The sequence below is a fragment of the Micromonospora sp. NPDC048894 genome, from assembly GCF_040649765.1.
Classification (GTDB): domain Bacteria; phylum Actinomycetota; class Actinomycetes; order Mycobacteriales; family Micromonosporaceae; genus Micromonospora; species Micromonospora antibiotica.
The window spans coordinates 1-25,662 of sequence record NZ_JBEZFY010000025.1; the positions used below are offsets into that span (position 1 = coordinate 1).

The following is a 25,662-nucleotide window of genomic DNA, read 5'->3' on the forward strand; positions in this document are numbered from 1 at the left end:
AACTCACGAGGGTAGGGCTTGGGCACAGCAACATCCTTCCAGCTCACCGTCAGGGCAAGCCATCTCAGATGTCACCTATCGGTGCAGCAGACCCAAGGCAACAGTGCGCTGTGTCGCTGGCTGCTAATCCGTTGTCGCCGGCACACTGACGGCGGCGGGACCAGGACGAAGTAATGCAGGCGGTGACGCCTAGCGGCCGGCCTGGGCGTGGTATTCGTTCACGACTTCCTGCGGGATGCGACCCCGGTCGGAGATGCTCTTGCCGGCCTTCTTCGCCCAGTCCCGGATCGCCTGGTTCTGCTCCCGGTCGGTCGTGACGCGACCTCGACCGTTGCTGGCCCGACCGTCTGCGCCTGCCACCCCACGAGTGGTCCGAACACCGGCCAGGCCGCCGCGACCGACCCTGGTGCCCTTGGCCGTGTACGGGGCGAAAGCGTCACGGAGTTTGTCGGCGTTGACGGCGGAAAGGTCGATCTCGTACTGGACCCCGTCGAGAGCGAACTTGACCGTCTCGTTCGCGTCCCCGCCATCCAGGTCATCGATAAGCCTGTGGATAATCTGCCTGGCCATACCTTGCTCCATCCGCGTCAGCTGTCCTGTCGATTGCCAATACAATAGCTTGCTCCGCGACCGCTATGACAGTGGACAGGGTGGCCTCCGAATAGGCCGGTTCCGATCGGATCCACGGCCAGATGTGGCTCATCCTTCTTCGCGAGGTCGGGAGCGGCATGTGGCGCACGCCTTCCGTACCGGCATGGACCCTGCGACTTGCCAGATCGCCGAGACGACCGGCCGTGCACGATTCGCGTCGAGGTACCTGGTGAAGGGGTGACAGCGTTTGTCGGTCGGGGCCGATGGCCGCTAGGACACACAGTGCGGAACCGGCGTCAGGGCTTCGAAGGGGCCGGCGGCGACGATCGCCCGCATCTAAGAAGGCATGAGTGTCCCATGACGTGCTGCTGCGCTGGGGCGATACTCCCTGCGGGGGGTGTCGAGAGGCGACGAAGGAGCGCGACTTCACGTCGACACAAGGAGATGGCGCTCGTGTAGCCTCGGAGAGTGTCCTTGCCGCCCCATCGTGGTGACCTCGCCAAGGGCATCCCCAGGCAACTCGCGGCCTTGGCCGACGAGCTGGTGCCGATGCGAAGGCGGATTTTTCTCACCTAGTAGAGGAAATCGCTACGTCGCCATGTCTCGACCACCCACGCTCTCTGCACCCCGCAACCCCTGACCCCAAAGCCGAGCCGACCTCGTCGCTGGACTCGGCGAGTCTGCGCCCTGCATGTCGACGCGGGATGGCGGAGCGCCGTGAGCGTGGGCATCCGCCGTCGACGGCTCTGGTGAGGGCGCGGTGCGGGTGCCTAATCTCAGTCAGTGGCGGAGCGCTAAAGGTGGCGGTCGTCTCGATCGAGCGGGATGGGAGCCGATGGGCGAGAGTCGGGCGACGAAGCGGATCTCCGGTGCTGCGTACAACGCGTTGCGGGCTGCGCTGGCCGGGGTGTTCTGGTATCGGCCGACGCTGGAGAAGTTCCTGCGGGCCGCGTTGCGGGAGCATCCGGAGTTGCTGGCCGGGGTGAACTTTGGGGTTTCGAAGCGCGAGATCGCCGACGAGGTGGTCGACCGGCTTATCGAGGGCGAGAGGGTCTATCAGCACGCGAGCGTGCAGTTGATGGTCGAGCTGGCCAACATGCAGCGGTTTCCCGAGCTGGAGCGGCACGAGAACGCCGAGAAGTGGCTGCCGCGGGCGCAGGCGGCCGTCGCCGACCTGAAGACGTACACAGTCGCCTACGAGGATCTGATCAGCGAACGTGAGCGCCTAGATGCCGAGCAGGCGGCCTATACCCAACAAGTCGAGCTGCAGAGGCGCTTCGCACAGGACCTCGATGACCTGCGCGTCCGATTCCTGGCCATGCACTCGATGGACGACGTGCACGAGCGGGGTCGGCAGTTCGAGGACTTTCTCAACACCCTGTTCGCGCTGTTCGACCTCTCTCCCCGGCTGGCCTACTCGCTGGCGGCCGAGCAGATCGATGGGTCGGTCAGCTTCGACACCGACGACTACATCATCGAGGCGAAGTGGACCAAGGATCCGGTCAGCCGGGAACAGGCTGACTCCTTCGCCAAGAAGGTTGAGCGCAAGGGCAAGAACGCCCTCGGGCTGATCATCAGCATCAACGATCTGAGCGAGCCCGCGCGTACCACCTACAGCGAGGGCACCTGCTTCATGACCATGAGCGGGTCCGACCTCTTCGCGATCCTCGAGGGACGCATCCCTCTGGACGATGTGCTGCGGCGCAAGAAGCGGCACGCCAACGACACGGGCAGCTGTCATTTTCCGGTCGCCGAAATGTTCTGACCCGACCCATCCGAGACCGTGCAGGCGCGGCCTGGCAGACCGATTTGTAATTTTTAGGGTTGGGCGAGATGGTGGCAGAGGGGGCAGAAGTCGCGCCAGGCCGCGAGTAGATACTGCAGTTCGCGGATAGTTGAACGCGACGTGAGAGATCTTTGCCTAGACTGCATGGGTGACAGTTCGCGTGCCTGATCCTGCTTCACCCGACCTATTCGTGGTCCGGCGAGCCGTGCGGGCGCTCGACCAGGAGTTGGCCGCGCTTCAGGAAGAAGTTGAGCGCTACGGACGTGATCCGCAGTCAAGCTGCCTCCATCTTGCCGAGGGCACAGCCTGGCGGCAGGCGCCGGCGCATACCCAGCGCGCTCACCGGCGGAGGCTGCGGCAAGACGTACTTGCGTACGCGCGTCTCGCCACGGTAAGCGTCATTGACCACCTCTGGGCGGTCCGCCAGTTACTGGCCGTTTCTGGTTATCTGCCCCTGTTTGCCTACGCCACGGCGGGTCGGGCTGCGTGCGAGGCGGCAGCGAAGGTTGGATATCTGTTGAACGAAACCATCGGATATGAGTCTCGATTGCTGAGGGGTGCGGTGTTGTTGCGCGAGGACGCCGAATCCCGGATGAAGGCCGCGAAAGCGCTGCCCGAAGATTTCCCCGTTGCGGAGACGGCGGTCAGAGATGCGCAATACCACTGGAACGTGATCACTGGCCGGATCAGCAGAGCGGGGATCATCGAAATCTGCAATAGTGGCGGCAGGCCCGTCCGGTTGCAGATCCCTGGCCTTCCAGGCCGTGGGCAACCGATAAAGGTGTTGCTTAGTGATCTTGTATCGGCCGCGTTTCCCGATCGGCCGAACCTGTACCGGCAAGCGTCGGGCACGGCGCACAGTGCGCCGTGGATGCTTTCCGACGCCGTGGTGTCCTCCCCCGGCCCTCACCTTGAGCTGACACCTGACATCCTCGGCATCGGCGCGGCCGCTCTAGTCTGTATCGACGCCGGCGGTGTGGTGTCGGCGGCGTACGCTGCATATTACGGCCACGATCCAGCGCCTGCCGCCCGGGCCCGCAAGGTCCGCACAACCGCTTTGGACCTGTGCATGAACGATTGGTTTTCCCAGCGGCGTGTTTTTGGCTGATATGCGTATAGCAGTTCAGCGTCCTTCGCCATCAATGCTACAGGGCGATCGTAGTACTCCACCTCCGGCTGACGCGTCACCCCGAGGGAATCAGTCGATCAAAATCAGCAGGGCGGCTCTGGGGTTCGGGCGCTGGACGAGACCGCGGCGCTCAAGCTCTTTGACGGCGGAGGTACGGATAGCCTTGACATTGTGGATGTTTAGGTCGAATTCCATCATTAGCCAGGGGTAAAGAGGCTCGCGGCAGACACGTCGTCCGTTCTCGATAGTGGCGTGTGCCTGCACGAACCGGTAGACGGCATCGGCGTACTCGGGGATCTTGACCATGGCGACCTCCAGAGGCTTCCCCCTACACTAGTGCCTCGTCGCGCAGTCCTGAATGGGCTCATCTAGCCAGGCCATCAGGCGATATCAACCTTCAAGAAGAGGCAGGTCTACCCACGTCCCATCGCGCATAGGTCCGTTGTGGCGCTTGATGCTTTAGTGATGGCTTGCGCTCCCTTAACGCAGGTAGGGGGTAAGGAATTTGTACGCATACGGCCAGGGGATGCGTTCCTGCTCGAGCAGCAGGCCAACCCCATTCTGCGCCGCATAGTTGACGAGGTAGGCATACACGGCTGCTTCGTTCGCGTTCAAATTTGTGAGCTCGGTGCGCTGCGGCCCCGCGCCGTCGACGGCAAGGTAGCGGAATTTCTCCAACGTCGCCATGTCCATAAGGATGGTTTCCGCCTTGATTCCGTATCCTCGCAGATCATGGACGAATTGTAACCCGGGAGTGTCAATGTCGCCCCAGTAGAGCACTCGGTTCGCGTTGGCCACCCAGTCGATTTGGGCGTACTGGGCGACACTGAAGCCTTGGCCGTGGAGAACAGCGACGTCCGGGTAGTCGCCGGTAAAAGCGTATCCGGTTTCCTTGTTCTCGATGATTAGAACGGTGCGGGGCCTGTTTTTCCAGGCACTGAGGTCGTTCACGCTCGCGGCGAAGTTCCGCATGCCGCCTACGCTGTCGCGAATCTGGGGGTCGAGGACGGCGACTTGGACGAGGTCTGGTGGCACGCGGAGCCCGAGGCGTTGGTGAAGGCGGATGCGGCTGGAAGATCCGGCGGTCGAGGGTGCCTCGACTACGTCATCTTGGTCGCTGTCGCCAAGGAGAGCCAGTACGAGTCGTGCATGTTTGGCGAGCCACTTGGTGTCTAGGCCCTCGATAGGAAGTTGACGAAGCAGCATGCCGGAGGTCGGGTTGTTGTGTAGCCATGCGGCGGCTCGGGCGAGGCGCTGGTGGTCCGCGTCGTTGAGTTCGGTGATGCGGCGGATGATGCCGGCGAAGTCGGCGCCAGGGAAGGTTCGCTGCAGCATGGTGAGCCGCTGGCCACATCGTCGCCAGGTCGCGTGGGTGTCCGGGTGGCAGGCGGCAGCCTCGCCCGGATGCCGCAGCATCAGCGTCCGCGGCACTTGGTGGGTGCCAGTCGGGAAGCGCAAGTTGGTGTACTCGATCTGTCCAGGTCCCCTGTACGACGCCCACTCGTCTGCCCAGGCGTGGCAGCCGATCGGGTCCAGTGAACGTTGGTCTGTCGTCGGTGGATGGAGCGGGATGCGCATGGGCCAGGCACCGGTCCCGCGGGCCCACGTCGGATAGTCCTGCTGGAACCGCCGGTGCACCCACGCCATCACATCCTCAGGTCGGCGCATCGCGGTTGTCATTCCTCGTCGCGCCGGGCCGCGAGTTGCCCGAAGGTCGCCGAGGCGGCGTTGGAGCGCGGACCGTCGGGCAGTTGCCGCTTCTCCACGAGGACGGCCTGTCCGATGAAGGGCTCGATGATGCCGGACATCCGAATAGGAGCGGCGATGACCAACTGGAAGCCGAACTCGTGGAAGACGCCGAGCGCCTGGGCGGCGAACGTTTCGTCGGACTTGCTGAACGCCTCGTCGAGCATAAGCGGCGCGAAGAGCGGTACGCCGTCGCCCGTGCCTTCAGCCAGGTTGTAAGTCAACGCTGCAGCCAGGCAGAAAGCGACGAGCTTTTCCTGTTCGCCACCGGAGTTCGTGGAGGTGTTGCTGAAGGTGGCGACAGTGGTTCCATCCTCGATCTTTTCTTCGCGGCCATAGAAGGAGAAGGTGTTCCGCACGTCGAGGATGTTGTCACGCCACTGACGGCCGTCGGTAGTGTCCGAGGTGAAGCGGGCCATGAGCTGCCGGACCCGCTTGAATTGGAGCCGAGACGCATCGGCATCCTTGCGGGCGGCCGGCGCGTGCCGCAGTAGCGTGTCTACGGCATTGCGGAACAGGCGTGCGTCCTCGGACGGCTGCGCCTTGTGAGCGATCTGCAGCCGCGTTCCGGCATTAAACTCCACGCGCCTCAAGCCCTCGTTGACCATGGTGATCCGCTTGCGGATCTCGGTCGAGGATTTCTCGACCTCGCGTTGCAGGAAGCTGATCGATGGCACCATGTCGTCGGCGATCAGTCGCTGAAATCGATCCATCGCTTCGGGCAGGCGCCGCCGCGCAATGTCGTCATGCAGGGCCACAAAGTCCGCACCGCTGCGTTCGACGTCACCACTGGTATCGGGCGCGGCGTCGGGCCACTGTTCGATGAACGCCTTGATGGACGACTCCAGCTTCGTCTGAGCCACCTTCCGAACGCCGTCGGCCCTGTCATGGCGCGCAGTCAAATCTCTGCGCATGGCGACCGCGACAGGTTGAAACGCTTCCGGATTGAGGGGCGCCGCCGTTGCGGCAAGCACCTCGTCCAGAAACTCTCGGTCGCCGGGGTCGTCAACTGTGTGCGGATGGTTCTTCAACGACTCTTGAAGGTCGACGAGTCGGGGCATTCGCTTGGTGAGCGCCTCGATCTCATTGCGGATTCCCGCACATTTCTGTTCGGCCGCCCTGTGGCGGCCCTGCGCGTTGTTGCGCTCCTTTTCCAGGCGCTGCAGATCCTCGTTCTCGCTCCGGATCGCCTCGATTCGGTGCTGCAACTCGTTAATGCGGCGACTCGTCTCCCACTTGTCAAGGACAGCCCAGGCGGGATAGTCATCGAGCTGATGTACAGCGGCGATCGTGTTTTCCGCCGCACGCAGGCGATTCTGATGCTCGTCCGCCTTCTCGGTCGCGATGCGGCGCCGTTCGTGGAGGGTGTCGACCTCGGCCTTCAGCGCCTCCCGCTTGGCGATGGTGTTGACGCCGAGGATGTAGCTGGACGGATTAGTGACCTCCTCACGGTCGTCTTTGCGGTAGTGGTTGCCGGGCAGCTTCAGCGTGCCGCGCACGGTCACGGCTAGGCGGTGCTCGTCGAGGTCATCGGCCGTCTCGACGCAGACGTGCTCGAAGCGCTGCGCGAGCTGGGCCGCCAGCCACATGTGGTAAGGGTGGGTCTCATCGACGATCAATTTGCTGGCCAGGGTGCCTGGCCGGGGAGCGGGCTGATGATCGGAGGTGGCCGTGACGGTGTTGTACTCGACGATGCCCCTCATGTCATTCTCGTCGATGAACCGTCGGACCGTGGCTGCATGGTGTTCCGGCACGAGGAGGCGGAGTCCGTAGTTGCGCAGGACCTTCTCCGCGGCCGGCCGCCACCGCTCCTCGTCGGGTGCGAGATCGACGAGCTCGGCGACGTAGGGCAGATTCACCACATGCACACCCACGCCGTGGGCGATGGCCAGGCGTCGGGCGACTTCCCGCTTCGGGATCAACGTGGGCGCCGACTGCAGCGCCTCCAGTTCGCCCTTCTTTTCCTGGTACGCCCGCCGGGCCTCGCTGAGGGCATCCGCGACGTCGTATCTGGACTTCTTCAGGTCCGTCTCGGCTGTCTGTGCGGTCTCAAGAATGCGGGGAAGATCGGCCTTCAACTGAGCGAACGCATCAGCCGTAGTCGGAGCTTCGCGCTGAAGCCGGGTCACGATTCCACCGTAGGCGCGATAACTTGCCTTGGCCGCCCCGTCTTCGGCTTCGGCGACACTTAGTGCCGACTCCAGGCTGCGTATGGCCTCGGCTTCGGTTTCCCACTGCCTGTCGAGGAGTTTGAACTCGTTGAACCGTTTCTTGCGTTCTTCCTCCTCGATGCGGAGCGTTTCGTCCAGCTTTTCCAAGCGATCGTCGATGTGCTCGAGTTCGCCTTCGACGGCGTGGAGGTGTGCACCGCGCAGGTATCGTTCGAGCGGCTCGCCTAGCAATTGCTGCGCCCTGTTAAGGGAGGTTTGCGACTCCCTATACTGTTTCCACAATTCGGGGACGTCTCTCAGGACCCGTTCCTGGCGGTGAGCGCGCTCGGCAGTTTGGAATGCGTCGTTGAGAGGCGTGAAGGAGGCCACCATCCGCGCTGCGGCGACGTAGGTCGCGGGCTTGTCGAGCATGTTGTCGCGGATGAACAGGTTCAGGTCGCCGACGTTCTTCAGTGCCTTGGCCTTGCCGAGCAGCGAGATGGCGGTCTTCGACGTGCCGAGACCCACCCGCCGAGCCAAATCCTGGACGTAGTTGCCTTGGTTGGAGCCGGGGTCGTCGAGTGGCGGATACGTTGCCTTGAGCCATCTGGTGTCGAACCGCCGCGCGGCCCACTCCTCCAGGACATCGAGGGAGAAGCACCCCTGGTGGAGTTGGTACAGGGACTTGAGCGATCCACCGTCGGTTTCCGTACCGGTGAACCACTTCACCACCACGGCGGTAATGACAGAGCCGAGGCCGTTGTCGTAGGTCGCCGCGACGGCCGACCAGGTGGGCTTGCCGCCGCGCAGGTACTGCACATGCGCTTGATCATTTTCGTCGTGGTTCTCCGACCAGGCGCCGCGTACGTAGTCGGCGATGGAGCGAGTGCTCTGCTTGGCGCCACGCGCGGTGAGGTCGGCCGAGGCGTTGAAGCGCTGGTCCGTGCTGGGCAGCAGGACGGCGGAGTGGGCGTCCAGCAGAGAGGACTTGCCGGAGCCGGACAGACCGGTCAGCAGCACGCCGCGCTCGTCAACGTCGATCGACTTGTAGCCGCAGAAGGCACCCCAGTTGACCACCTGCAGTCGCGTGAGGCGGTACTGCCCGAGGTGCACCGTGCGCTTGCGACGGCGGTCAGGCATCGGTGGCCTCCTCCTCGGCCTCGACGTCGGCCACCTCGATCGCCTCACCGCGTTCAATCGCCAGGTACCGCTCCCGCAGCGCCTCGACTCGCTCGATGGTGAGCAGCGAGGTGATGACCCCATAGATCAGATACCGCGTGGTGCCCTTGACCGGCTTGATGATCGTGGCATCGTCGAGCAGCTTGATGGCTGTCATGACCTTCTTGTGAAAGGCAGCCTCGTCGGTGTCGCCTGGGCGCTTGTAGGCCAGCATGTGGTCAAGCATGTCGGCGGTTTCGACGACCGGGTCCTCGATCGACATCAGGTATTGCTGGTACAGGTACAGAGCGAGCGCGCTCGCGGCAAGGCTCAGCGTCCGGGTCCGCAAGATCGCGCGACTCGAGGGGTTCGGATCGTCGGCCTGCCGGGTGAAGGCGTGCCGGTGTTCGCGGTTGATCTCCAGGATGAGGCCCAGCTCGGACAGTCGGCTGCGTAGCACGTCCTCGTACTGCAGGACTACGGGCCAGTGTTTGCGTTGCTTGTCGCTGATGTGCGGCGCGGCCACCAGTTCCTGCAGGGTCCAGCACACCTCGGCCGGCAGCTGGCTGGTGTCGCCGTCGAAGCGCGGCTGTGGCCCAGGGCCGGCGATCAGGGTCCCCACCGTCTCCCCGTCGGAGTCGGCGAAGAACTCGTTCGGATCGAGCAGCGGGCCCGCGGGGGATGTCGGTCCGGCGTCGTCGAACAGCTCCGGCCCGAAGATGTCTTCGAACGGGGGCTGCGGCTCAGTGGACATCGTGCAGACCTTCCAACAAGGTGGCCGGCGCCCTAGACGCCGAGCCGCGAGGGTGCGGGGACGGCGCCAGGTCGGGTAGCTCGGCGCCGAAGACGAGGTACGGGACGGTGAGGTCGCGGTCCCCGCCGCGGATGCGGACCTGCACGGTGGTCGTCGTGGTGGGGTCGACGTCGCCGTAGCGGGTGGCCAGCGACCACAAGGCGACGACGTCGCCGGTACGCGCAGCGGGTAGGCAGGTGAGGACCTCGGGCAGGGTGGCGAAGCCGCCGTGTGCGGCGAGGGCGGCGTGGACGGCCGAGCGCAGCGCCGCCCAATCGATAGCCTCCAGGTTTCGGGCACCTGTCGGGTCAATAGGGAAGTCACCGCCGCCGGCACTGAGGGGGTCCGGCACGGCGGCGGTGCCGGGATGCAGCTTCAGCCGGCCGACCGAGGCCGTGTTCACGCCGCTGGCGGGCACGATGAAGCCGATGTCGCGCCCTCCATGCAGGCGCTGGAACGCCACGGCGGCCGCCACTTGCGCTTCGGCGATGCGGGTGCGCATGCTGCGGTAGTGCAGGACGTCCCCGCCGCGCACGAAGGTGCTGATGCGGCGGAAGGCCATCGCCCGGACATCCTCGACCTCCTGGACCCGTCGCCACATCGCGTCGATGAAGCCGGCCAGTGGCTCGGCCAGGTGAGCGGGTAGGGGACTTACCTGGGCGGTGATCTCCTCGATGTCGGCCTCGAGCTGGGAGCGCTGCGACGGGCGCGCGATGACGGTGGCGAAGGCCCGGAATGCCTGCCCTTCGGCTGACTCGGCGATGATGTCGTGGCCGTCGAACATCCGCTGCAGGGAGTCGGCGAACTCGGCGGGGTCGTCGGTCAGGCTCTGGCGCATCAGCGCGGCGGCGTTGTCGTGCATCAGTTCGCCGTAGCGGGCGATGTCCGCTGGGATGCGTTCGACGAGTTGCACGACTGCGGTCAGCCGGTCGACGAGTTCCCGGTGACTGACGGTGGGCAGCTCGCCTTTGTCGAGGGCATCGCGTTGCGCCACCAGCGCCGCGATCTGGTCGTTGATGGCCTCCCGGCGGGCAATGGGATCGGGATTGGCGTCGGTGGCGATTTGCCGCATCTCCGCCATCACCATCGTCAGCGCCGACTCGGTCGCCACCGAGCTGTGGCGTTGGAGGTTTCGCATCTGCCGCACGGCCTGACCGGCACCGGTGGATAGCTGATAGCGCTCGATGCGGGTGGTGGGGTCGACGCTGCGGTGAAGCCAGCCCTTGCGCGTCCAGCGGCTCAGCAGGACATCGGCGTCGGGGATGTCGGCGATGAGGGCGTCCGGTCTGGGCTCCTCGTCGTCTCCGGTGTAGCCGCGTAGAAGCACGGGCAGGTCAGCGTTGAGCTGCGCGGCGAGTGTCTGCCCGTCGACGATCTGCCCATCTCCGAGGTGGGCCGCCATCAAGGCGAGGGTGACCAGGGCGTGGGGCGAGCGCAGCAGCGACATCGTGAGGTCGGCGGCGGAGTTGCTGCGGAACTCGTGGAAGAGCTGTTCAGTGGACTTAGCCGCCATGGGCCATCACCCGCTCCTCCTTGCGCTTGCCTGGGTGAGGCCAGCGTCGACCGGGTGTGTTGAGCAGGCAGGAGGGGCAGCCGCTGCTGCTTCGGCCAACGATAATGTGGTATCGCGAAAGGCAGCCAGGGCGTTGGTGGCGGCGGTAGGCCGAGGGCGGGCACCGTGGCATCGGTAGGTAGCCATAACGGCACGCACTGTACGGGATCGCGTCAACCGGCGGGAATGGCGAAAAGGCCAGGCGGGCGTCCGGCGATGTGTCTGCCCAGTCGGTCGCCGAGGATGCGGGTTTGCTCGTCGAAGGAGTGGGGTCACGTCAGGAGCCCACGGTTGAGGTCGTCGTTGATGATTTGCTCGCGCTCCTCCGGGCTGGCCCAGTGAGCCCGACTGCCGGCGAAGGTGCGTTCGACCACGAGAACGTGGTCGGTGATCTCAGCGATCGAGCGCATGTGGCTGATGATCGTGACGAGTCGTCCGCCCATGCTGTGCGTGGCAAGAGCGTTGAGGGCGTCTTGCAGGACGCCGGAGTCGAGCGAGCCGAATCCCTCGTCCAGGAACAGGGAGTCGACCCGGCCGGAGGCCCTGCTGGCGAGCTCGACCACGGCCAGGGCGAGCGCGAGGCTCGCCTGGAAGGTCTCTCCGCCGGACAGGGTCTTCACGTCGCGCGCCTGGCCGGCCCCGGTGTCGATGATGCGGAAGTTCTCGGCGAAGCCGAACTTGCCACCGGAGATGGTCAGCAGGGTCTTGCTGGCGGCGCCGAGTAGAGCAAGTTGTCGTTGTCGGACGGCGTTAGCGACGAACTTTCCGTCAGTGAGCAAGGCAGCCAGGTCGCCCAGTGCCGTGACCGTGGGTTCGGCCCCCTGGATCCGGCGGTCCAGCTCGGCTGCCAGTGGTTGGTGTGCCGTGGCCTTCCTGAGGTCACGGCCGGCGTTGTGCTCGGCGGTGCTGGCCATCCGGACGAGCCGCTCCAGGTGGTCGTCGTCGTCGGCCTGGCAGCCGCGCCGAGCCTGCTCAGCAGCCTGCTCGGCCGCGTTGGCCGCCACTCGTGCCACCTCCGCCTGCTCGCGGCATGCGGCGACCAGCATGACGGTGTGCTTGATCAGGGAGGTGGCCCAGGCGGCTTCGTCGGCGAGGGCGACCTCGCTGGGGCGTAGAGCATGCCCAGCAGCGTCGAGGAGGGCACCGGCGTCCGCGACGCGGTCGGCCAGGGTGTCGAGCTGGCGCCGGAGGTCAGCGGCGGGACGGGTGACGTGGGTGTTGACCTCGGTGTCGAGCAGTCCCGACGCGGTGTGCAGTTCGACCACGCGGCTTCGTACGTCGTTCAGCCGGTCACAGAGCTGCTTGAGTTCGTCCTGCCGCTGCTGGGCGCGGTTACGCTGGTCGCTGATGTCCGCGAGCAGGAGTCCGTGAGCCGGGCGGAAGGCGCGCGGTACGCCACGTGCCGCGCGGTTGAGCCGCACGACGGCGGCCTCATGGTCGGCAAGCGCCTCCTCATAGGCGGCTTGCCGCCGTGCCTGCTCCTCTTCCAATACGGGCACCTGCGAGTCGGTGCGGGTGAAGTCATCGTGTGCCTCACCGTGGGCGACCTTGGCCGCTTCAAGGTCTGCGGCAGCACTCTGGACAGCCGCAGCATGGCGATGCAGGAGTTGCTCATCCGGCGTGTCTAGGTCGACGTCGCCGAACACAGTGCGGACATGGACGGTGACCTGGTCGAGGTTGACGGCGGTGGTCTTTGCCTCCTTGATCGCGTCGGCCAGCGTCTTATTCTCAGCGATCTTGGCTCGTTCGGTTGCGGCGGCCTCCTCGGCGGCCGCGCGCCTCGCGGCCTTTTGCACGGCCCTCAATGCGGTCACGCCCGCCTTGGCCGCGTCGTCGCTGGCTGCGGTGAATTCCTCCGGCAGTTCCCGCTGGCACACCGGACATGCGTCCCCAGGTACGCATCCTTCCGCGGCGACGACGGCCGCGTGCAACCGGCGCGCCCGGGCGTCCTCGTCCTCGGCCGCTTCTACCGCACGCTCGGCCTGGCGGGCCTTTACAGACGCGTCCGCCGCGTGCGCCTCGAGCTTGGCAACCTCGTCTCGACAGGCAGTGAGCTGCCTTTCCGCGTGCTGGGCAGCGTCGGTGGCATGTCGGAAGGCGGCGAGCGCACCCGCCGCGACTCGGTGTGCTGCCTCAGCGAGGGTGACGCGTCCGGTCTCTTCGTCGACGGCGCGCTTGGCGAGGGCGACCTTCTCCTTACGATTGGCGACGTCGTTCCTGCGGTTGTCCAGCACGGTCTTGCCGATGCGGACCTCGTGCTCCTCCTTCTCCAGCCGCTCGGCCTGTGTATCGAGCTGGGGCACCTGTTCGGCGAGGTGGATGAGCGTGCTGACGGCTGAGGCGGTCTTTCCCACGCCGGTGCCCTCGGCATCAGCCTGGTCGAGCTCGGCTTGGAGCCGCTGCGTCTCCCGGTCGAGTGCGTGCCGCTCCCTGTCGACCTGTTCACGCCGGCTGGCGATGTCGTTGGCAGCGGCGAGGAAGGCCTGGTACTTCGCCGCCACTTCGACCGGCGTCGCGTCGACAAGCCGGGTCCGGGCCTCGTCGAGGGCGGCGCGGCGGGTGCGGGCCGCAGACGCGGCCTTCGCCGCCTTCACTACAGCGTGTTGGGCAGCCTGAAGAAGGCCGAGGCGTTCCTGAGCGGCGCGCTGACGCTCGGTGGCCTCCCGGATCGTCGCCGCGGGGTCGCGCATGAATTCGGCGCGTCGCTCGCGGTATTCGCCCAGACGCCTCGCGAGGCGGGTATGCAAGGTGAGGGCGTGTTCGCGGACCGCGCTGAGCTGGTCCAGTCCGAGCAGCGACTTAAGGATCGTCGACCGCTCTCGGTCGCGCATGCGCAACAGTTCCTGGAACCGGCCCTGCGGCAGGATGACCGACCGTAGGAAAGTGTCGTAGTCCAGGCCGATGATGCGCCGTATCTGAGTAGTGACAGCGCCTGCTCCGGTGGCCACGACGGTGCCGGCGTCGACGTCGGTCAGCCTGTGCAGCGCGGCGCCGCGGGCGCTGGTGGAGCGTTCCACCCGCCATACGGTGTTGTTGCCGGACTGGAACGTGAAGGCCAAGCTGAGGGTGCCGTCGCCGCTGTGGGCGATGAGATCAGAGACGCTACCGCCGTACCAGCTGCACCGGTTGTAGAGGCCGTAGCACATGGCATCGAGGAGGGTGGACTTGCCGGACCCGGTATCGCCGAGGATCGCGATGAAGGTCTTGCCGGTGAAGTCGATCATCTGGGGCTCAACGTAGGAACGCAGGCCCGTGAAGGTCAGTTCCAGGGGCTTCATGCGGCAGCCTCGTTTTCCTCGGCCGGAACGGTGAAGGTGCTGAGGTCCTCGGCGAGAAGCTCCTCAGCGGGGAGAGCCGGCGGGAGTTCGTCGCCCGCGTGGTGCAGCAGGGTGCCGAACAGCTCGAGCACGCGCTCGGCGCTCGCCGCACGGGTGCCCTGCTCGGCGAGGTAGCCGCTGAACATGGCGACGTTGTCCGGTTCGCCCTCGGCGGGTGTGTCTGGGGTGATGAGGTCGAGCTTGCGGTCCGCCGCATTCTCGTCGATCTGCACGATCGTGGCGTCGGGGAAGAGCGTCCGGATCTGCCGCGACAGGTCCGGCTCGTGGCTCGGAGTGTGAACCACGATGCGGCAGATCTCGGTAGTGATCGAGGCGGCGCGTGCCCGGAGCTCGTCGAGCGTGCCGGTGGCGACGTGGAGTCGCCGCCCGGTGTGCAGCGGGAGGCGTTCGATGCGGGCCGGGTTGCCGGGGTGAAGGTGGGCGAGGACGACGCTCTTGGCCTCGCCGACTTCGCCGAAGTCGAGTTGGATCGGCGAGCCAGCGTACGCGCCGCTGACACGGCCCGGCAACTCCTGCGGCTTATGGATGTGCCCGAAGGCGGCGTAGTCCACCGGCGGAATCTGCTCCGGGTCGGTGGCGTAGAAGTCGCAGGTGTGATTCGGGTTCTCCGTGCGCGACGGAACGCTGCCAGCGAGGTACTGATGCGCGGCTAACACGCTGACGTCGCTGCCCGGGTCGAAGTCCTCATGGAGGCGATGTAGCAGCTCGCGCTGCACGGTCGCGATGTGCGCGGCGTAGGCCTTGCGCCGGGCGCTGGGATCGTCGAGGACTGTGACGACGCGGTTCGCGGTGATGAACGGCAGGGCTGCGAGGTGCAACCGACCGTCGCCGACCGGGAACCGAAGCACGGTGCCCACACGCACGGCGTCGGGATCGGCGACGATGTTGATGCGCTCGCCGTGACGCAGCAGCCCATGGAGCCAGTGCAGCAGCGGCGCAGAGTCGTGGTTGCCGGAGATGACGACGACGGGGGCGACCGCCGACAGGGCGCGAAGGACGTCGGTGGCGAGCTTCATCGCCTGCACCGGCGGCCGCTGCTGGTCGAATAGGTCGCCGGTGTTGAGGATGAGGTCGGGCTGCGCGGCGGCCGCGATGGCGGTGATCTCGTCAAGGACCACCTCGTGATCTTGATTACGACTGTGGCCCCAGGTGGTCCTTCCCAGGTGCCAGTCGGAGGTATGGAGAACCTTCATCGGAGCCTCTTCACGGTGGTAGCGGCGGTGGCTCGGCATCGCCGGTGTGCGGGCAAAGGGGTACCGCGCGATCAGCCAGCAGCCGGGCTGATCGGATGTGCGGAGGTTGGTGCTGGTCTAGGCGGCTCGGATGCGGTGCCGCATTAGGTGCTCGAGCATGGAGTGGTTGGCTTCCCAGCCGTCGGGGAACTTCGGCTTCGTGTTGAACGGGACCGGGTCGACCGACGGGTGCGCGTCGAGAAGCTCGGCGATGCCGGCCCGTCCGACCACGATGCAGGCGTGGCGATGTCGGGAGGTCAGCACACACAGCCGTCCGGATTCCAGGTGGAACGCGGTGGCGTCGCGGCGCCCGGACAACGGGTGCAGCACCACCACGACGTCGAACTCGGCACCCTGCAGCCGGTTGGCGGTGTCGACGCGGATAGCCGGGTGACCGACGCGGGTCAGTTCGTCCTTGATGACGGCGACTTGGTCACGGTGTACCGCGCCGATGGCGACTCGGTCCGCTCGCACGGGCGCACCATCGGGCTCGTTCCGGGACTCGACCATGGTGCCGCGTTCCAAGGTGCGGACTGCGAGGGCGACTACGTGCTCGACGGCCTCGGCGTCCGTGCGCAGCGTGTGCCGGGCGGGCAGCTCGACATAAGCCCAACCGGATTCGGCGGCCCGCTCGACGGCGTGGTCGTGGACGCCTCCGAGCCCGGTCGTGGGCAGCCACATCCGCCGGGGCCCCTGCTCGGGCGCCGACTGAAACGGCACGTGGGGATAGAACGCCGCCGACACTGGCATCGACGCCGATGGAGGCAGCCGCCAGGAGTACGGCAGCTGCAGCGGCTTGATCTCGGGGTTGTTGGCGAGCATGGCCGCGACGGCGCTCTGCATCGGATTCCACGGCAGGCCGGTCCACCGCTCAACATTGACGACGGAAAAGGGGTCCAGCTGGCCCGGATCGCCGACGAACAAGGCGCGCTCGAAGGTAAACGCCAGACGGAGCAGGGTATCCGAGCGCATCTGGTACGCCTCGTCGATGATGGCCCACGGCCCCCGCTGCTCGACGACCGGATCCAGCCACTTCGCGGCCGTGCCGACCACGATCGGTACGTCGGCCAGGTCACGCAGCCGTTGGCGAATGACGACACCCGGTCGGTGTAGCCAGTCCGGGGGCGAGTAATCCTTCGCGGCATACCGGCCCACCGAGAGGCTGGGCGCAGCCTCGGCGATGCGGTGGACGAGGTCGTCGACCTGCGAGTTGGTCTGCGCGACGACCCGCACGGGCTCCCCTGCGGCGGCCAGATGCACGGCGGTGCGCGCGACCGCCCGGGACTTGCCGGCCCCGGGAGGCGAATCGAGCACGACGCCACGGTGCGGTCCGTTCAACAGCCGGTCGATCGCGTCATCGACGACATCGACGACGGTCGGCGTGGTCACTGCCATTCCTCCTGGGCGTCCTCATCCGTGGGCACGTACTCACCCGGGGGCCCACCGTGTGTCCACGGCGTCTCCTCTCGTCGCGGGAACGCTGGCATCCGCCGCACCTTCGTGGTGAGGAGGCTGTAGCACACCTCCTCGTGCAGCTCGGGGACACTGCCCGGCTTCGGATCGCGCCCGTTGCCCATGCCCTCCGACAGCTCCAGCACCACCTGCACCCGGTCACCAACCTCGGTGATCGACACCAGCTCCGCCCTCTGTCCGATACGAGCTGGGCTGCGGAGGCGGTTCTCGCCCCTCGGCAGGCGTACCGGGTCGGCCGTCTCGACGGTGATCAGCGGTAGGTTGCGCCGCCCGATACGGCGATAACGTTCGACGGCCGTGACGGTGCCGATGAAGGCCTCGCCCGTCATCCGCACCTCCGCCATGACGAGGGGGTCGTCGAAGGCCCGCTCAGCCTCGTACCGCGCCTGTGCGCGTTCCAGCTCGTACAGACGCAGCGCGGCAGTGACCGCCGAATCGCGCTTCGGTTGCGCCGCCGGGCTGTTCTCGATCCAGTCAGCAGTGCGGGTGAACGCGTCCAAGTCGTGATCCCACCTTTCGGCGACGTGACGACCGCGCTCCAGCGCGGCGAGCATGTCGATCGCCTGCCACACCCGCTGCCACGTCCCGATCAGCTGATCGTGCAGCGCGGACTCGATGCGGGACTCCACGCGGGCGCGTTCCAAAGTGTTGTCGGCGTTGTCGTGGTAGCGCCGGATCAGCGGGGCCAGCACCGTGTTGTCGAAGGTGGGGTCCGTCGCCGGCCCGGCCGGAGGGTGATCTACCGGGTCCTCCACGATCTGGGCAGCCTCGGCGCCGGTCAGGTCTCCGCCGGGGTCCAGCCATGCCAGGACCGTGCCGAGATGCTCGTCCTCTTCACTGCTTTGCCCCGTGGCCCAGTGCGCCGTCAGCGCCGCCGTGGCCGGCACAAGCAGGCTCGAGCCCGGGTACTGCACCCGATCGGCATAGAAGGTCAGCCACTTACCCATCCGCGGTACGTTCGCCGGGACCGCCCATGGGCCCGTGGTCCTACGAAAACGGGTGGAGCGGCCGAGCATGCGCACGAACTCCACCCCCGCGCGGTTCGGTACCCAAATCTGCGGTGCGTCTGCGCAGCGACGCGGGCCGTCCATCAGCTGGCCAGGTACTGGAGGCCGGTGCAGGGTCATCGGCAGAAGTTCCGCGAACAGCAGCCGGGCCAGGTTGTGAGCGAAGGCGAAACGTTGGTCGCGGTTGCGCGGTTGGGCCACGACGAGCAGCCGAGGGTTCTCCCGGTCGGTGCCGATCATGGCGGCTATGGGGGCGCTGGCTTCGCCGGCCATCTTCAACGGCACGAACACCAGCGGTGTCGAGCTGACGTGCAGGTGCCGGACCGTGGTGATCCGTTGCGCCTGGCCACGGTCCACGGCAAGTGCCCGCCCGAGGGAGGTCAATAGCGTCATGCAGCACCGCCGAGGAACGCGGTGCGGTAGCTGTGCGCGAGTCGCAGCAGCCGCGCCTGCTCGGTCTGGTCATCCGCCGGGATCCGTGCTCCGGTGGCCAGCCCGACTACCTCGCTCGCCGATTCCAGCCCGCCCAGCTCCTCGCGTACCTGCCGCCCGAGCGCCGCGGTCGACCCATGCTCCTCGCTGCGGCAGAACTTCGCCATCTCGCAGGTGCCCAGGCACTGCGGAACATAACGCGCCTCGACGGTGCGCAGGGTGCGCTTGAGCTCCTCCGCCGGCCGCGGATCGAGCCGATTCGAGTCGCGCCACCGGTCAAGGGTCGCGCCGGCGGGCATCATGGCGACGATCACGTCCAGGCCCTGCATCCTTGACAGCTGCCGCCGGACCGCATGCAGATGGTTGGTGATGTTGACCTTGACGGCGGTCGGTCGGTTGCTGAAGTCCTTCGGGCAGACCAGCACGACCTCCGGCGCGACGAGCTGCTCATCCAAGCCGCAGGAGCGCAGCAGCTCCCGCATGGCGTGCACGTAGACGGCAGCCTGCAGCTCGGCGGCCGCCACCGAGGCGGACGGCGCCTGCCCGTCGACGACCGCGAACGACTTGATCTCCACGATGTAGAACTGGCCCTCGAACCGAAACGCGATCAAGTCCGGCTCCAGATAGACCGGATAGCCCGCGACCACCAGTTCCAGCAGGGGGTGGTCGAAAAGGGTGCCGGCTTCCTCAGCCAGCGAGCCGGCCTGGGTCAGCAGCCGGACGGTGTGGCGGTGCCGTGCCGAGAGACTGGCGTTCCCCCCGACAGTCTCCAGATCGTCGTATGACACCTCGGCCACCGGTAACCCGAGCACTTCGCGCAACAGTGTGAGCAGCTGCGCGCATCCGTTGGCCTTGACCTGCGCCTCGAACGCGGTGCCGCGCGTGAGGGCGAACTGGGACTGGTCCGCCGACATCGGGAAGCCGAGCGTCGAACCGAGCATCTGCTTGTCGATGCCTGCAGCGTCTAGAACGCTCCTCCGCTGGCAGCCGGGATTGGCTGTGAGTGCGGCGAGCCCGCGGGCATTGAGCTTCCGGCGTTCTTCTGACCCCCGCAGCGCATCGAGACGCGCTTTGAGATCGTTCACGTGCCCTTCCTTCGCGTGGGAAGTGCGATCGAACAGCGGAGCGGTGGCGTCTACCCCTCGCCCATCGTTGCCGGGGCGAGTCCGAGTGTGGTGCCGAACATCTGCTGTAGATCGTCGAGCTTGATGAGCCGCCGAGCGGCCGCTTCGCGGTGCGAACGGTCGGCGTCCTCATGAGTTTCAAGTTCTGTGCGTGCTGCGTGCTGGACGGCGTCCGGGGTCATGGACTCGAACGTCCGCGCCCCGCCAGGAATGTTCGCGGCGAACTCCCACAACAGCCGACGCGCGGGTAGCGTCGCCCACTCCGGTTGCCGAAGGTGTTCAGCTACCCGGATGGCTGCCGTGAGAAAGTGCACTCGAGGGCTCAGCGGTCCGACGACGCGCGCCTCCATCGGCCACGTCGATACCGCCAACAGCCCGCGCGCGGGCGACAACCGATCGGCCGTCAACGCCGCGCAGATGTAGTACGGCCGACCATGCCGGTTTGTCTTGAACGAACGCTCCTCGTCCCGCCGAAGGCTGGTCAACTGCCCACTGGCAAGCGTCCCGCCGAAGAGCGCGTTGTGGAGAGCGACGATCAACTTCGGCGCCGCCGGGACCGTGAGGAACGTCAGCGCCTGGTGCACCTGCTCCCGGACGGGTAGCAGCGGTGCGGTCGGTGCCATAGTCGCGTCCTCGAGCGGCTCCGGCCCGGCAAGGGCGGTCAGGGTCGCGTCCCATTCCGCCTCCACTTTGCGCAGTTCGGAGCGGAGTCGATTGGCCCGGGCGCGGTCGCCCGCCATCGCGGATCGCCGTACCTCCGCCCGGAGGTCATCGATCCGCTGCTCGAGAGCATCCATCGAGTTGGCCACGACAAAACCCTAACTGACCCACGGAGTTCCATCAAGTTCCAAGGTTTTCCAGATTTTCTGCCGTTTGCTAGTGCGAGCGTCGGCCGGTCATCGGCCGAGTTCATGGCCGCCCGGTTGCAGGGACTTGCAGAGACCTGCTGCCACCTATAGGTGCCAGCGTTCGCCGTGCCCCATCGCCTCGGCTTCGACCGAGGGTGTGGATGAGCGGACTGACGTCATGGCGGTGCCGCCGCGTATGACGACGAATCGAAGACAGGCTGGGACGTCAGGACATGCCACCGGAATCTGGCTTCTGCCGGCCGGCCGTGTTGCGGCACCCAGTGGCCGGTCTTGGTGGCGACGTCGTAGGCCAGTTCGGGGAGCTTGCCGACGTCGAGATCGCTCACCATCGATCGATTGGCGCAAAGGCGGGTCGCTGATCGGCCCTCGGCCCTGTCTTGGCCGCAGGTCGGCTAGAGGTCAGGATTGGCTGCAGCCCAACGGAGAAGACTCGTGTATGCGGCTGTCGCGGCATGTACGTCTTGGCGTAGCCCGGCCATGGTGATCAGCCGGGTCTCACGGCTTCGGCGGTCCACAAGGTGCCACTCCACTCGCTGGGTTTTGCCTGGGCCGTCGGGCCGCGGGCGGACCTCGTTGACAACTCGGGTGAGACTTCCGTGCGCCAGCTCGTTGCGGCGCTTGATCACGGCCCATAGCTCCTCGCGTGGGAAGCCGCGGGCCGCCTCCGTGAATGCGCCGCTGGTAAAAAGCGACTCGACACGCTTCAGGCGTGTGCCGATCGTCGATCGGTCTAGCTCGCTTCGCCGCCTCTCGGGATCGTTCGGTCGTTCCAGCTGGAGGATCACGTCGTTGAGGAGATCCTCCAAGACGGTGCACTGCGTGATGACCAGACCTCGCCGTTGATCAAGCGCGCTACGCTCGGCGACTTCTTCCCAGTCAAGGTCGACAGCATCGTGGAATGACAGGACGAGGTCGTAGTCGGAGAAGACGTTCAGGGGTTCGTTCGAGTCGTCGTCGAACGACACCCCGACCACGTCAACCGACATCTCCTCCAGGCTCCGAACGTTGCTCTCATCCAGCATCCCGGCGTAGGCCCAGTCGACGGTGTATGAACAGGCCAGGTCGGGATAGTCCGGCGTCTGGAACGAACAGCGCCAACCGCCAACGTCTGGCACAAGATCCGAGCTCCTGCGCCGAATGCCGCCGTGACGGGGGCACCTCATATGCGCGGAGATCGGAGCGGCCTGCCAGCGGCGAAGTAGCGCGACCTGCTCGGCAGTGAACGGTGGGCGAACCTTGGGCGTATCGGTCGGAAGTCCCAGCACGACTCGGAGCGCCACTCGCCGCCTCCACTACCTCGTATCGGATTGACCGCCTCGGTCTGGGCGTCGCACCACGCGCGCTCCTTGTCCGCCTGACCCTCATCGACATTACCGGTGGCTTGCCCGGCGACGGCCCGGCCCATGACGACAAGCTGATCATCCGAGCGGTCAACGACGACGCCGTCTGCGACGAGCGGGTCATCGTGTTCGACGGCGGGCCTCGGGACGCCGACAAGCGGACCGCACGCTGGCTGTACACCAACGCCCTCGGACCCGTCCACGCTGAGGGGGCGCGGCAGGAGTGGGACTACGGGAAGCTTCCCGACAGCGATACGGCGTTGTGGCGGCAGCGGGCAGCCGATCTACTGGCAGCCGTCGCCGACGAGAGGAACTAGCATGCCCGCTTCCATCGACCGCATCCGAAAGCACTGGAAGGTGAAGCCCAGCAAGCAGGACAAGGGGCTGGAACTCGCCATCACCGTCGTCGCCTACGACAACGGGCTCGTTCAGGTCGACGGTGTCCTCATCAACTCAACCCCCAACCCTGACCCGGGCGAAGGCTGGCTGGTGGCTGCCGAGACGGTCACCTCGACCCTCGTCGAGTTCCGAAAGGATGCGATGAAGCGGCAGAAGAAGATCAAAAGTGAGGGCACCTGATGTCGACGCCGAAGGTGCCTGCGAAGGTGACCGCAGAGCTGCGTCGTCATCTCGCCGACTATGAGGCCGAGCTGCTGGCCGGGGGCTATACCGACCGGGTGCAGGAGGCCCGCCGGGATCACGCTCTCGACTTCGTGTTGTTCCTGGAGGGGCGATTCTCTCCGGCGACGGAGAAGGGGAAGCAGCGGCGGGTGTGACCGCCAAATGGTGGGGCCGGTTGCCTTTGGGCGGCCGGCTCTTGGCGTTGTCAAGCCCCCTGGCAGGCATCCTCAAGATCGTCTATCCTTGAGTGAGATGATCTTGAAAGACAGGGTCAGCACCACAGGAGGAACACCATGCACATCTACAGTCTCGCCCCCGGCAAAGACCACATCAACCAGGCCATCCGAGACGGGCTCGGGCTCGACGACACCCACACCCAAGGGCACTGGGTCATCGCCGCCGCCGACGAAAATCGCGCGGTGGGCCTACTCAGAGAGCGGGGCTTCACCGACATCACAGAGCACGACATCATCCCCGACCGAAGTGTGAAAGACCTGCGGTCAGCGGCGCTGCTCGACCGGGAAACCGTCCTCGTGCAGCGCCTACACAGGCGGGACGGTGACGCGGTGGCCACCGTGTTCCTGGACGGCACGCCGCACCGGCTGGGCTGGATGCGTCTCGGAAGGTTCGTGCCCGACACAGACGGCTGAGTCGCTGGTGGAGGAGCCCGTCGCCGTGGTGGTGATGGGCTTCTCTGTGTAGCCGCAGGAGTGGTACGTCAGGCGCCGGGGAGTTGCGTTAGCACGGCGTCACCTGCTGGTTGAGGGTGGGGTCGCGGCAGGTTGGTCCGGCGACTGGGTGGCGCCGATTGGTAGGAGGAAGGTCGCGGTGGTCAGTGCCGAGGCGCCGAACCTGAAGTACGCGAAGAGGACTGCGTGTAGCCAGGCGGCTGGTCCGTTCAGGCGTAGCGGCTCGGTGTCGGCGAAGAGGAGCACCACGCCGTGTGGGTCGAGGTGGTATTCCATGACGGCGGTGTGGTCGAACGACAGCCAGCGTCCGAAGGAGTAGCACCAGGTTCGGGTGGGGGTGAGCACGACCCGGGTGAGTTCGTGGTCGCGCCACTGTGGGCTGGCGAGGCGTGCGGCCCGGGAGCGGGCGTTGCTGTTGCCGACGGCGTTGGCGAGCAGGGCGCCGGTGACGAAGGCTGCGGATCCGAATGCCAGCGCGGAGGTCTGCTGGTAGGTGACCGTCGTGCCGTAGTGCCGCGAGTAGTGCAGCCGGGCGTCCAGGTGGACCGGTTCGTCGGTGAGAAACCCCGGGGCGGGCACGGCACCGGGGTGTCCGCCATGGGCGAGGAATTCGAGGGTACGACGCGCGGCGTCACGGCCGTCTGTCCATGAGGTGTCGGCGGCTGGGGGTCGTAGTAGTCGGCCGAGGCCGTAGCCGGTGGCGTAGGTGGCCAGTGCCCATGGGGCGGCGACACCGACGACGATCACTGTGAACCAGCGGTGGTGGCCGAAGGCGCGTCGGCGGCGTCCCTCCACGATCCCCACGCACAACCCGGTGATCGCCGTCGCTGCGACGTATGCACCGATGATCAGTGCCAGCATGCCCAGGAGCGCGCTGATCTCCGAGCACGCGTCCGGAATGTCGGTGTCTGAATCACCGATCCATGATCCGTGGGCCCGCAGGCACCGATCCGTGGAACGGAACGACTGGTCGACGCCCCACACCAACGCCGGTGTGGCGACCGCGGTGGCGATGGCGGTGAAGGTCCAGTGCCGGCTCTTCGGCGAAGGTGGCACGAAGGACATGACGGATCGCCGCTCCCTATGTCACCACATCAGTACGCTCCGAAGCGCGATGCTACCGCCCGGTCGAGATCCGGTGGGGCCGCAGTAAGTCGCCGCTCCCCCCGGAATCAGCCGATTCCGCCTCGGTTGACACCGGTCGAGCCGATTTGCTCGATGAGCGTGTGCGGAGCTCGATCTTGCGCGCCCCTCCTGGCACGCGGATCGGCTAGCGGACGGAGCCCTCAACCAGTGCCCGCTGACGCGGCTTGGCGTGCCCACCCATCTGCTACAGCAACAGTGCCTCAGGAGCAGACTGCGGTCTTCCACGCGCGGTACTTCGCCTCGATGCCTTCGAGCGCCTGCGCAGCCTCGGCAGCGTTCTTCCGGTCGACGTCAGAGCCCATCGTGACCTGCAGGTTGATCAGAGAAATGCTGAAGTTGTAGCCCGCGATCGCGACAGCAAGTTCCTTCGACGGCTGGCTGTCATAGCCCGACACGTCGTCTAGGAAACTCTTGCCGTCGTCCATTGCCATCTTGATGGTGCCCTCCCTCACCGCCGCGAACTCCGCCGCGGTGGTGGGCTGGAATGGGCTCTGCCAGGCATTGTAGGCCCGCTGGACACTGACGCACTCAACCTCAACGGCGGCGGGCCGGGCGCTAGATGTGGCGGGCGCGGGGGTGCTGGTCGCGGCAGCGGGCGCAGCGTCGGGGGTGGTGGCGGCGCTGGAACAGCCAGCGGCGAAGGCGGCGGTAAGGACCAGTGCCACGCCGGCGTGGTGGAGTCGGATCACGGTGGGCACCGTACAGACCACAGTGGATGACGTGCATCCAACGTCGGTTTGCCGACTAAGTCAGGCACCGAGACAGACTCGTTCCGCTTTTCCGTTCAGCCGGACGGGCAGGGTGATCGTCGGAGATCTGGCGGGGGCGACGACTGGCGGATGAGACTCTCCATCAAACCCGGGGCTTGAGAGCCTGCTCGTTGGGGAAGTGGCCGCAGGCCTTGACCGCCCGCCGGTACCGGGCGTTCAACGACTCGATCACGTTGGTGGAGCAGATGACGGTGCGTATGTGGGCCGGCACCGGCGGGGAGGGCACCACGCAGCGGGCCGGCTACCTGACCCAACTCTGCAACGTTGAGCACGATGGTTAGGTAGCGTTCCGCGATTCCGCGCTTTGTTGGTGGAGTTCTTGGAGGAGGGCGGTGTCGGCTTCGAGGTCGGGGTGGCCGACCTGCCGTTCGAGTTCGACGACGTATTCGAGTTCCCGGATCGCCTGGTCGAGGTCACCGCCCGCCCGGTGCACCATCGCAAGGTTGAACCGGGTGACCGCTTCGCCGGCCCGGTCACCGACGTCCCACCGGATGGGCAGGGCCTGGTGGTAGTGGTCGAGGGCCCGCTGCCGATCCCCTAGGCCGTCGTACGCGTGGCCGATGTTGTTGAGGGTGGTGGCTTCGCCGGCCCGGTCGCCGATCTCCTGCCGGATGGGGAGGGCCTGGTGGTAGTGGTCGAGGGCCCGCTGCCGATCCCCTAGGCCGTCGTACGCGTGGCCGATGTTGTTGAGGGTGGTGGCTTCGCCGGCCCGGTCG

The 25,662-nt window shown here is 66.4% G+C and carries 23 protein-coding genes and 1 pseudogene; 6 read left to right on the forward strand and 18 right to left on the reverse strand.

The window, feature by feature from the left end:
• Positions 1 to 189: 189 nt before the first annotated feature.
• On the reverse strand, positions 190 to 570 hold the full coding sequence (locus tag AB0C22_RS30650; protein ID WP_357538483.1) for an Lsr2 family protein: 381 nt from the start codon (positions 568 to 570) through the stop codon (positions 190 to 192).
• A gap of 856 nt (positions 571 to 1,426) precedes the next feature.
• On the opposite strand from AB0C22_RS30650, the gene AB0C22_RS30655 reads away from it, so the two are divergent.
• Positions 1,427 to 2,356 carry a restriction endonuclease gene (locus AB0C22_RS30655; protein ID WP_357538436.1) on the forward strand — a complete coding sequence of 310 codons (930 nt, stop codon included), beginning with the start codon at positions 1,427 to 1,429 and terminating at the stop codon, positions 2,354 to 2,356.
• Between the two features lie 169 nt (positions 2,357 to 2,525).
• Complete coding sequence (locus AB0C22_RS30660) at positions 2,526 to 3,485, forward strand: hypothetical protein (protein ID WP_357538438.1); 960 nt, start codon at positions 2,526 to 2,528, stop codon at positions 3,483 to 3,485.
• Positions 3,486 to 3,575: 90 nt separating this feature from the next.
• Here AB0C22_RS30660 and AB0C22_RS30665 read toward each other — a convergent pair whose 3' ends face one another.
• From AB0C22_RS30665 to AB0C22_RS30725, 13 genes are all read right to left on the reverse strand, one after another.
• Positions 3,576 to 3,812, reverse strand: a complete 237-nt coding sequence (locus AB0C22_RS30665; protein ID WP_357538440.1) for a hypothetical protein — start codon at positions 3,810 to 3,812, stop codon at positions 3,576 to 3,578.
• 174 nt (positions 3,813 to 3,986) lie between these two features.
• A complete protein-coding gene (locus AB0C22_RS30670; protein WP_357538442.1) occupies positions 3,987 to 5,186 on the reverse strand; it encodes a Wadjet anti-phage system protein JetD domain-containing protein in 1,200 nt (399 codons plus the stop codon).
• Complete coding sequence (locus AB0C22_RS30675; protein ID WP_357538444.1) at positions 5,183 to 8,542, reverse strand: ATP-binding protein; 3,360 nt, start codon at positions 8,540 to 8,542, stop codon at positions 5,183 to 5,185. The genes AB0C22_RS30670 and AB0C22_RS30675 overlap by 4 nt, the downstream gene beginning before the upstream one ends.
• The gene (locus tag AB0C22_RS30680; RefSeq protein WP_357538446.1) at positions 8,535 to 9,314 is read right to left on the reverse strand and encodes a DUF4194 domain-containing protein; all 780 of its coding nucleotides are present in this window, start codon (positions 9,312 to 9,314) and stop codon (positions 8,535 to 8,537) included. The genes AB0C22_RS30675 and AB0C22_RS30680 overlap by 8 nt, the downstream gene beginning before the upstream one ends.
• Positions 9,304 to 10,866 (reverse strand): DUF3375 family protein, encoded by a 1,563-nt coding sequence (locus tag AB0C22_RS30685; RefSeq protein ID WP_357538448.1) that lies wholly within the window; start codon positions 10,864 to 10,866, stop codon positions 9,304 to 9,306. The genes AB0C22_RS30680 and AB0C22_RS30685 overlap by 11 nt, the downstream gene beginning before the upstream one ends.
• A gap of 311 nt (positions 10,867 to 11,177) precedes the next feature.
• Positions 11,178 to 14,183, reverse strand: a complete 3,006-nt coding sequence (locus AB0C22_RS30690; RefSeq protein ID WP_357538450.1) for an SMC family ATPase — start codon at positions 14,181 to 14,183, stop codon at positions 11,178 to 11,180.
• Positions 14,180 to 15,436: an exonuclease SbcCD subunit D gene (locus tag AB0C22_RS30695; RefSeq protein WP_357538452.1), complete on the reverse strand. Its 1,257-nt coding sequence runs from the start codon at positions 15,434 to 15,436 to the stop codon at positions 14,180 to 14,182. The genes AB0C22_RS30690 and AB0C22_RS30695 overlap by 4 nt, the downstream gene beginning before the upstream one ends.
• 117 nt (positions 15,437 to 15,553) lie before the next feature.
• Complete coding sequence (locus AB0C22_RS30700; protein ID WP_357538454.1) at positions 15,554 to 16,864, reverse strand: AAA family ATPase; 1,311 nt, start codon at positions 16,862 to 16,864, stop codon at positions 15,554 to 15,556.
• The gene (locus AB0C22_RS30705; protein WP_357538456.1) at positions 16,861 to 18,348 is read right to left on the reverse strand and encodes a hypothetical protein; all 1,488 of its coding nucleotides are present in this window, start codon (positions 18,346 to 18,348) and stop codon (positions 16,861 to 16,863) included. The genes AB0C22_RS30700 and AB0C22_RS30705 overlap by 4 nt, the downstream gene beginning before the upstream one ends.
• Positions 18,345 to 19,472, reverse strand: coding sequence for a hypothetical protein (locus AB0C22_RS30710; protein ID WP_357538458.1), 1,128 nt, complete (start codon positions 19,470 to 19,472; stop codon positions 18,345 to 18,347). The genes AB0C22_RS30705 and AB0C22_RS30710 overlap by 4 nt, the downstream gene beginning before the upstream one ends.
• Before the next feature lie 50 nt (positions 19,473 to 19,522).
• Positions 19,523 to 20,320, reverse strand: a complete 798-nt coding sequence (locus AB0C22_RS30715) for a hypothetical protein (protein ID WP_357538460.1) — start codon at positions 20,318 to 20,320, stop codon at positions 19,523 to 19,525.
• A 215-nt stretch (positions 20,321 to 20,535) separates the two neighbouring features.
• Positions 20,536 to 20,706 carry a hypothetical protein gene (locus AB0C22_RS30720; protein ID WP_357538462.1) on the reverse strand — a complete coding sequence of 57 codons (171 nt, stop codon included), beginning with the start codon at positions 20,704 to 20,706 and terminating at the stop codon, positions 20,536 to 20,538.
• A 66-nt stretch (positions 20,707 to 20,772) separates the two neighbouring features.
• Entirely contained in the window at positions 20,773 to 21,495 is a 723-nt protein-coding gene (locus AB0C22_RS30725; RefSeq protein ID WP_357538464.1) for a hypothetical protein, read from the reverse strand.
• A gap of 110 nt (positions 21,496 to 21,605) precedes the next feature.
• Between AB0C22_RS30725 and AB0C22_RS30730 the strand changes: the two genes are divergently transcribed.
• The 4 genes from AB0C22_RS30730 to AB0C22_RS30745 all read left to right on the forward strand — a co-directional run bounded on the left by AB0C22_RS30730 (position 21,606) and on the right by AB0C22_RS30745 (position 22,991).
• On the forward strand, positions 21,606 to 22,037 hold the full coding sequence (locus AB0C22_RS30730; RefSeq protein ID WP_357538466.1) for a hypothetical protein: 432 nt from the start codon (positions 21,606 to 21,608) through the stop codon (positions 22,035 to 22,037).
• Between the two features lies 1 nt (position 22,038).
• Positions 22,039 to 22,299: a hypothetical protein gene (locus tag AB0C22_RS30735; protein WP_357538468.1), complete on the forward strand. Its 261-nt coding sequence runs from the start codon at positions 22,039 to 22,041 to the stop codon at positions 22,297 to 22,299.
• Between the two features lie 26 nt (positions 22,300 to 22,325).
• Positions 22,326 to 22,496, forward strand: a complete 171-nt coding sequence (locus AB0C22_RS30740; protein WP_165949819.1) for a hypothetical protein — start codon at positions 22,326 to 22,328, stop codon at positions 22,494 to 22,496.
• Positions 22,497 to 22,634: 138 nt separating this feature from the next.
• Positions 22,635 to 22,991, forward strand: a complete 357-nt coding sequence (locus AB0C22_RS30745; protein ID WP_357538470.1) for a hypothetical protein — start codon at positions 22,635 to 22,637, stop codon at positions 22,989 to 22,991.
• A gap of 99 nt (positions 22,992 to 23,090) precedes the next feature.
• Here AB0C22_RS30745 and AB0C22_RS30750 read toward each other — a convergent pair whose 3' ends face one another.
• The 4 genes and pseudogenes from AB0C22_RS30750 to AB0C22_RS30765 form a co-directional block, all read right to left on the reverse strand.
• Positions 23,091 to 24,086, reverse strand: coding sequence for a hypothetical protein (locus AB0C22_RS30750; RefSeq protein WP_357538472.1), 996 nt, complete (start codon positions 24,084 to 24,086; stop codon positions 23,091 to 23,093).
• Between the two features lie 290 nt (positions 24,087 to 24,376).
• Positions 24,377 to 24,865, reverse strand: coding sequence for a hypothetical protein (locus tag AB0C22_RS30755; protein WP_357538473.1), 489 nt, complete (start codon positions 24,863 to 24,865; stop codon positions 24,377 to 24,379).
• A 181-nt stretch (positions 24,866 to 25,046) separates the two neighbouring features.
• Positions 25,047 to 25,145: pseudogene (locus AB0C22_RS30760) on the reverse strand (transposase); the annotation flags it as partial.
• A 78-nt stretch (positions 25,146 to 25,223) separates the two neighbouring features.
• Positions 25,224 to 25,662: tetratricopeptide repeat protein (locus AB0C22_RS30765; RefSeq protein ID WP_357538475.1), on the reverse strand; the 439-nt coding region annotated here is incomplete at its 5' end.